This is a genomic window from Nonomuraea maheshkhaliensis (assembly GCF_039529435.1).
GTDB lineage: Bacteria > Actinomycetota > Actinomycetes > Streptosporangiales > Streptosporangiaceae > Nonomuraea > Nonomuraea maheshkhaliensis.
Genome location: NZ_BAAAMU010000078.1, coordinates 41,916 through 48,370, shown reverse-complemented (window position 1 = coordinate 48,370; position 6,455 = coordinate 41,916). Strand labels below are relative to the sequence as shown.

Annotated in this window: 5 protein-coding genes; 3 read left to right on the top strand and 2 right to left on the bottom strand. The window is 69.5% G+C overall.

What is annotated here, in order from left to right; all coding sequences use genetic code 11:
* Window positions 1-204 (bottom strand): hypothetical protein (locus ABFX54_RS37855; protein ID WP_346111571.1); only part of this gene is annotated, 204 nt, incomplete at its 3' end.
* 482 nt (window positions 205-686) lie between these two features.
* Here ABFX54_RS37855 and ABFX54_RS37850 point away from each other — a divergent pair.
* From ABFX54_RS37850 to ABFX54_RS37840, 3 genes are all read left to right on the top strand, one after another.
* Entirely contained in the window at window positions 687-1,811 is a 1,125-nt protein-coding gene (locus tag ABFX54_RS37850) for a PP2C family protein-serine/threonine phosphatase (protein ID WP_346111569.1), read from the top strand.
* An 89-nt stretch (window positions 1,812-1,900) separates the two neighbouring features.
* The gene (locus tag ABFX54_RS37845; RefSeq protein WP_219912404.1) at window positions 1,901-3,064 is read left to right on the top strand and encodes a pyridoxal phosphate-dependent aminotransferase; all 1,164 of its coding nucleotides are present in this window, start codon (window positions 1,901-1,903) and stop codon (window positions 3,062-3,064) included.
* 142 nt (window positions 3,065-3,206) lie between these two features.
* Window positions 3,207-5,510 (top strand): ATP-binding cassette domain-containing protein, encoded by a 2,304-nt coding sequence (locus tag ABFX54_RS37840; protein ID WP_346111568.1) that lies wholly within the window; start codon window positions 3,207-3,209, stop codon window positions 5,508-5,510.
* 7 nt (window positions 5,511-5,517) lie between these two features.
* Here the strand turns inward: ABFX54_RS37840 and ABFX54_RS37835 are convergent, their stop codons facing one another.
* Window positions 5,518-6,435, bottom strand: coding sequence for a hypothetical protein (locus ABFX54_RS37835; RefSeq protein ID WP_346111566.1), 918 nt, complete (start codon window positions 6,433-6,435; stop codon window positions 5,518-5,520).
* Window positions 6,436-6,455 lie beyond the last annotated feature (20 nt).

Here is a 6,455-nt window from a genome sequence, read left to right as displayed (position 1 = left end):
CCGCCCGCCCCGCTCCTGGTGGCCGCCGGCCCCCGCGCCCGGCGCGCCCGCGAGCAGGCCGCGTGCCCTGCGCTCCAGCCGTACGACCGCCGCGGCCGCCCCCGCCGCCCTCGGATGGGCGAGGGACGAGACGAGCTCCCACGGGAACCCGGCGCTGCGGACGACCACGGCCGGCAGCAGGGCCCAGTCGTGTTCGATGTCCATATGAGACAACTCCCTTTCGTGGCCCGAATTCCCGCACCCCGCCGTAACTCAGATATTTACAAGATCGTTATTCCCTGTCAATGAGTTTCAGGATGAGAAGAAAATGAGATCCCGCCAGCCAGGGAGAAAGTTCATCTTTAATCCCCACAAGACTCGCCATAAAGGACGGCGCCGCTCACCTTCTGTAGCCAAGAACCAGATCCTTGCAGTACGGAGAGCTATCATCCGTCCAGATCAACACGAGGAGGACACCGGGATAACCACGGAATGAATTCAGCGCAGGCGAATAAGCGTAATTCCCGTGACGGCCGCAGGGTATTTATTCGCACCCCCATGCGAAATGGCGCCGGCGCGTTCTCATTCACGCCGGGGCAAGGTGGGGTCAAACGCGCGTGCCAGGGCGCCGGAACGGCGAAACAGGCTGATAGAAGGTGACACGGGCGCGAGAAGCGGCACGAGCGACGGGGAGGTGAAGGGAACCGGTGACGGAAGACGCGCTGCGCACGGAGCGGCGGGGCGGTGAGGGGCGGCGCCTGCGCGCGCCGGTGTTCTTCGTGGGGTTGATCCTCGTCAGTGCGGTGATCGTCGCGCTCGACCTGACCTCGGGCACGGCGGTCCGGCTGTTCCCGCTGCTGATCTTCCTGCCGGCGATCATCTCGGGTCTCGGCGCGGTGTGGCAGACCGCCGTCGCCTCGGTCTGGGTGGTCGTCGTGGAGGTCGCCGCCGGTGCCTACCTGCACGGCGCGTGGGACGACATCGCGCTCGCGGCCGGGTTCGCCGCGCTGTTCGGCGTGGTGAGCGTGATCGGGTGCCGCTTCCGCGTACGGCGCGAGGAGGAGGTGCACCGGCTGCGCTCCGCCGCCGCCGCGCTCCAGCGGCAGATCGTCCGCCCGCTCCCGCTGCGCACCGCGGACGTGCTGGTGGACGGCCTCTACCAGCCGGTGGAGGAGGACACGATGGTGGGCGGCGACATGTACGAGGTCGCCCCGTCGAGAAACGGCACCCGGGTGCTGATCGCGGACGTCCAGGGCAAGGGCCTGCCCGCGATCGGCACGGCGCTGGCGGTGCTCGGCTCGTTCAGGGAAGCGGCTTACCGCGAGGAGACCCTCACCGGCGTCGTGGCCGCCATGGAGAACTCCGTGATCAGGCAGAACTTCTTCGCCTCCCACACCGGCGAGCCCGAGCGGCTGGTCACCGCGCTGGTGATCGACATCCCCCACGAGGCCGGCGATCCGGCGGTACAGGCGGTCAACTGCGGTCACATCGCCCCGTACCTCATCCAGCACGGCGACGTCTGGCAGGCCGATCTGGGCGAGCCCGACGTGCCGCTCGGCGTGGCGGCGCTGACGGACGAGACGCGCAGGATCACCCGGTTCGCCTTCCCCAGGGGCGCGACGATGCTGCTGTGCACCGACGGCGTCACCGAGGCCCGCGACCCGCGCGGCGCCTTCTACCCGCTGCAGGAGCGGTTGCGCGAGTGGGCCCCGTCCCCGCCGACCGCGCTCGCGGCCGTGCTCGGAGCCGATCTGCGGCATTTCACCAGGACCGCGCCGCGCGACGACATCGCGATCCTCACGCTCCGCAGGCCGGAGCCGCCGCTCGGGTAGTGCCGGAGGGCCCCTGAACCGACCCCGTGAACCGCCCTGTGCACCCGCGCGTACCTACACACATCGGACACGTGGTCCATGGAGGTGTCGTGGAGCTCAGTCTCTTGCGGGCACAAGCGCACAGCCCGTCGTACTTCTCACTTATGCGCAGCTCGACGGGAGAGCGCGCCCCGGTGGACTTCTGCATCCCTTGCAACCCGTATTTCCCCACACCGGAGATCTTCGAGCACCTCGGGAGAAATCTGGAGACGATCCTCAAGTTCTATCCCAGCGACGCGGGCACGATCACCGAGGAGCTCTGCTCCACGCTCGGGCTCCATCCCAAGACCGTCGCGATGGGCAACGGCTCGACGGAGCTGATCACCTGGATCGACCATCTGCTGGTGCGCGAGAGCCTGGCGGTGCCGATCCCCACGTTCGGCCGCTGGACCGACCAGCCGCTGGAGACGGGCAAGCGGGTGGACATGTATCCGCTGATGGAGAGCCGCAACTTCGCCCTCGACGTGGATGACTTCGTGTCGTTCGTCCGCATGCGCGGCTCGCGCGTGGCGGTGATCTGCAACCCGAACAACCCCGACGGAGGCTACCTGCCCAAGCACGAGGTCCTGTACCTGCTCGACCAGCTGATCGACCTCGACCTGGTGATCGTGGACGAGTCGTTCGGCGACTTCGTGGACGCCGAGCCGTACCCGGGCGTGGCCGCGGAAGCGGCGGTGCGGCCGAACGTGATCGTGCTGCGCAGCCTCGGCAAGAACTTCGGCCTGCACGGCATCCGCTTCGGCTACATGGTGGCCAACCCCGCCCTGGCCGCCCGCGTACGCGACGCGCTGCCGAAGTGGAACCTCAACTCCTTCGCCGAGGTCGTCGTGTTCATGATGCGCCAGTTCATGGGCGAGTACGACGAGAGCCTCAAACGGCTCAACGCCGACAGGCGGGCGATGTTCCAGCAGCTCAGCACCATGCCGGGGCTGTCGGTCTACGCCTCACAGGGCAACTTCCTGCTGGTCAAGCTGCCGCCGGGGCACGACGGGGTGCCGCTGCGCGACCACCTGCTCACCGAGCACGGCGTGTACGTCCGCGAGTGTGGCAACAAGCTGGGCACCACCAGCCAGTTCCTGCGCCTGGTCGTACGCCCCCAGGACGACGTGCGCCGGCTGCTGATCGGCATGACGCAGTTCCTGTACTCGGGCAGCCTGCACGAGATCCCCGTGATCGGGCTGCACCACCGGGCGGTCAACCCGCTCTCGGCGTGAACCGCGGGCGGGGGAAACGCTGGATCCCCCGCCCGCACCACACCCCACTTTGTCGTCCGATGTCGGTGTAAGCTGTCCCGGCTATTTCCTTACGCCATAAACAGTCACGCCACGAAAAGTCGGCCGACGATGGAAGGGTTCCGTGCTCTCCAGCCAGCAGGCAAGCACCGTCCAGCCCCGCGATCACACCGCCGCGGACAGCCATGACCGCATCCAGGTCCGCGGCGCCCGGGAGAACAACCTCAAGGGCGTCTCCCTCGACATCCCGAAGCGACGGCTCACCGTCTTCACCGGAGTGTCCGGCTCCGGCAAGTCCTCACTCGTCTTCGACACGATCGCCGCCGAGTCCAGACGGCTGATCGACGAGACGTACACCGCGTTCGTCCAAGGCTTCATGCCGAGCCTGTCGCGCCCCGACGTCGACGCGCTGCACAACCTGAGCGCGGCGATCATCGTGGACCAGGAGCGCATGGGCGCCAACGCCCGCTCCACGGTGGGCACCGCGACCGACGCGCACACCATGCTGCGCATCATCTTCAGCCGCGCCGCCGAGCCGTACGTCGGCACCGCCTCCGCCTTCAGCTTCAACACGGCCGAGGGCATGTGCCCTGCCTGTGAGGGGCTGGGCAAGACGTCCGAGGTGGACGTGGACGCGGTCGTCGACAGGGAGCTGTCGCTCAACGAGGGCGCGATCACGCTTCCCGGGTTCGCCGTCGACACCTGGCAATGGCAGGTCGTGGCCGGCTCGGGCCTGTTCGACCCCGCCGTCAAGCTGAAGGACTTCACCGCCCAGCAGTGGGACGACCTGCTCCACAAGCCCGCCACCAAGCTGAAGTACGGCAACAGCAACTTCACCTACGAGGGCCTGATCCCCCGCGTCAAGCGCTCCTACCTGGGCAAGGACAGGGAGTCGATGCAGTCGGCGGCGCGGGCGTTCGCCGAGCGGGCCATCACGCAGGCCACCTGCTCCTCCTGCGGCGGCGCGCGGCTCAACGAGGCCGCACTGTCGGCCAGGATCCAGGGCCACACCATCGCCGACTGCTCGGCCATGCAGATCAACGACCTGGCCGACTTCGTCCGCGGCATCGACCACCCGAGCGTCGGCCCCGTGCTGGAGGGGCTGCGCTCGACACTCGACTCGCTGGTGGAGATCGGGCTGGGCTACCTCAGCCTCAACCGGGAGTCCGCCACGCTGTCGGGCGGCGAGGCGCAGCGGGTGAAGATGGTGCGCCATCTCAACTCCAGCCTCACCGACGTCACGTACGTCTTCGACGAGCCCACGGCCGGCCTGCACCCGCACGACATCCAGCGGATGAACCGCCTGCTGCTGGCGTTGTGCGACACGGGCAACACCGTGCTCGTGGTCGAGCACAAGCCGGAGACGATCGCCATCGCCGACCACGTGGTGGACCTCGGCCCCGGCGCGGGCACGGCCGGCGGCGAGATCTGCTACTCGGGCAACCTGCACGGCCTGCGCCGCTCGGAGACGCTGACCGGCCGCTACCTCGACCACCGCGTACGGCTGCGCGAGCAGGTCCGCACGCCGTCCGGGTGGCTGCCGATCAGGAACGCGAGTCTGCACAACCTGCGTGACGTGAGCGTGGACCTCCCGCTCGGCGTGCTGACCGTGGTCACCGGGGTGGCGGGGTCGGGCAAGAGCTCGCTGATCCACGGGCACGTCGCCGGGCGGGACGGCGTGGTGGTGGCCGACCAGTCGCCGATCCGCGGCTCGCGCAGGAGCAACCCGGCCACCTACACCGGTGTGCTCGACCCGATCCGGGCGGCCTTCGCCAAGGCCAACGGGGTCAAGCCGGGCCTGTTCAGCGCCAACTCGGAAGGGGCCTGCCCGGGGTGCAAGGGCATCGGGCTCATCTACACCGACCTGGTGATGATGGCCGGGGTGTCCTCGGTGTGCGAGCAGTGCGAGGGCAAGCGGTTCACGCCCGAGGTGCTGACGTACGAGCTGCGGGGCAAGAACATCAGCGAGATCCTGGAAATGCCGATCTCCGAGGCGCGCGACTTCTTCCGCACCGGCCAGGCCGGGGTCATCCTCGACCGGCTCGTCGCGGTCGGCCTCGGTTACCTGGGGCTCGGGCAGCCGCTCACCACGCTGTCGGGCGGCGAGCGGCAGCGGCTCAAGCTGGCCGTCAACATGGCCAGGAACGGGACCACGTACGTGCTGGACGAGCCCACCACGGGCCTGCACCTGGCGGACGTCGACCAGCTCCTGTCCCTGCTCGACCGCCTGGTCGAGGACGGCAACTCGGTCATCGTGATCGAGCACCACCAGGCCGTCATGGCCCACGCCGACTGGATCGTGGACCTCGGGCCCGGCGCCGGTCACGACGGCGGCCAGGTCGTCTTCACCGGGACCCCGGCCGAGCTGGTCGCCGACGGCACCTCGCTGACGGCCATCCACCTGCGCGACTACGTCAACAGGAGCTGATCCACGCTCAGACGGCCAGGCGGGCCAGCACCCGGGCGAAGTCGGGCGGGGGCGCCACGACCAGCCGGGTCTGCCCGCCCTGGGCGACGATGTCGGCCCTGATGAGCGTCAGCCGCTCCCCGTGCCACCAGTACACCTGCGGGCTGAGCCCGTCCGTGCGCGCCGCGTGCACCCGCAGCCGCTCGATGGCCCGCACGACCCCGATCCCGTCCACGGGGTGCAGCAGCAGCGTGTACGGGTCGGGCAGCACCACCAGCGTCCCGTCGGCCGGCACCGGCAGGTAGTCGCCCAGCCAGCGCAGATGCGTGGCGGCCGACGGGCTCGGCGCGGTCAGCCGGGTCACCGGCGTGCCGGTCAGCTCGATGCTCTCGCTGGTCAGCCGCTCCCGCTCGCGGACGTTGGCCACGGCCAGCTCGATCGCCCGCCCGGTCGGCACGGGCCAGCAGCCGGCCTCCTCGGGCCGCACGGCCCGCGTGCCCACGGTGAGCAGCTCGACCATGTCGGCGTTGAGGTGGCGGCCGACGACGCGGGTCAGGTCGGGCACCTCGTCCACGGCCTCGACGCGGATGCGCAGCAGGGGCCCGGCCTGCTTCAGGTCGCACACGTCGAGCCGGTCGCCGGCGGTGGCCACGGCGTGGCCGAGGTGCTCGGAGACCAGCATGGGCCAGTCTTCCCTGGCCCTGCGCCCGGCCTCGCGCCGCAGCCCGGTCAGCCGGACGACCATCTCGCCGCCGCCCGCCCCGCCGTATGTCCCGCCGTGTGTCCCCTCGTGTGTCCCGTCGAGCGCGCTCGTCAAGGTCACGGAGGAGCCGTCCTGGGCGAACGCGAAGGAATATCCGAGGGACTCCGCGACCAGTGCGAGCAACGAGTCGAGATCGACGTCTTCGACGGGCCGTCGCGAGGGCTCACGCCTGAACAAGTTCACGCGCCATGTCCCCTTCTGTC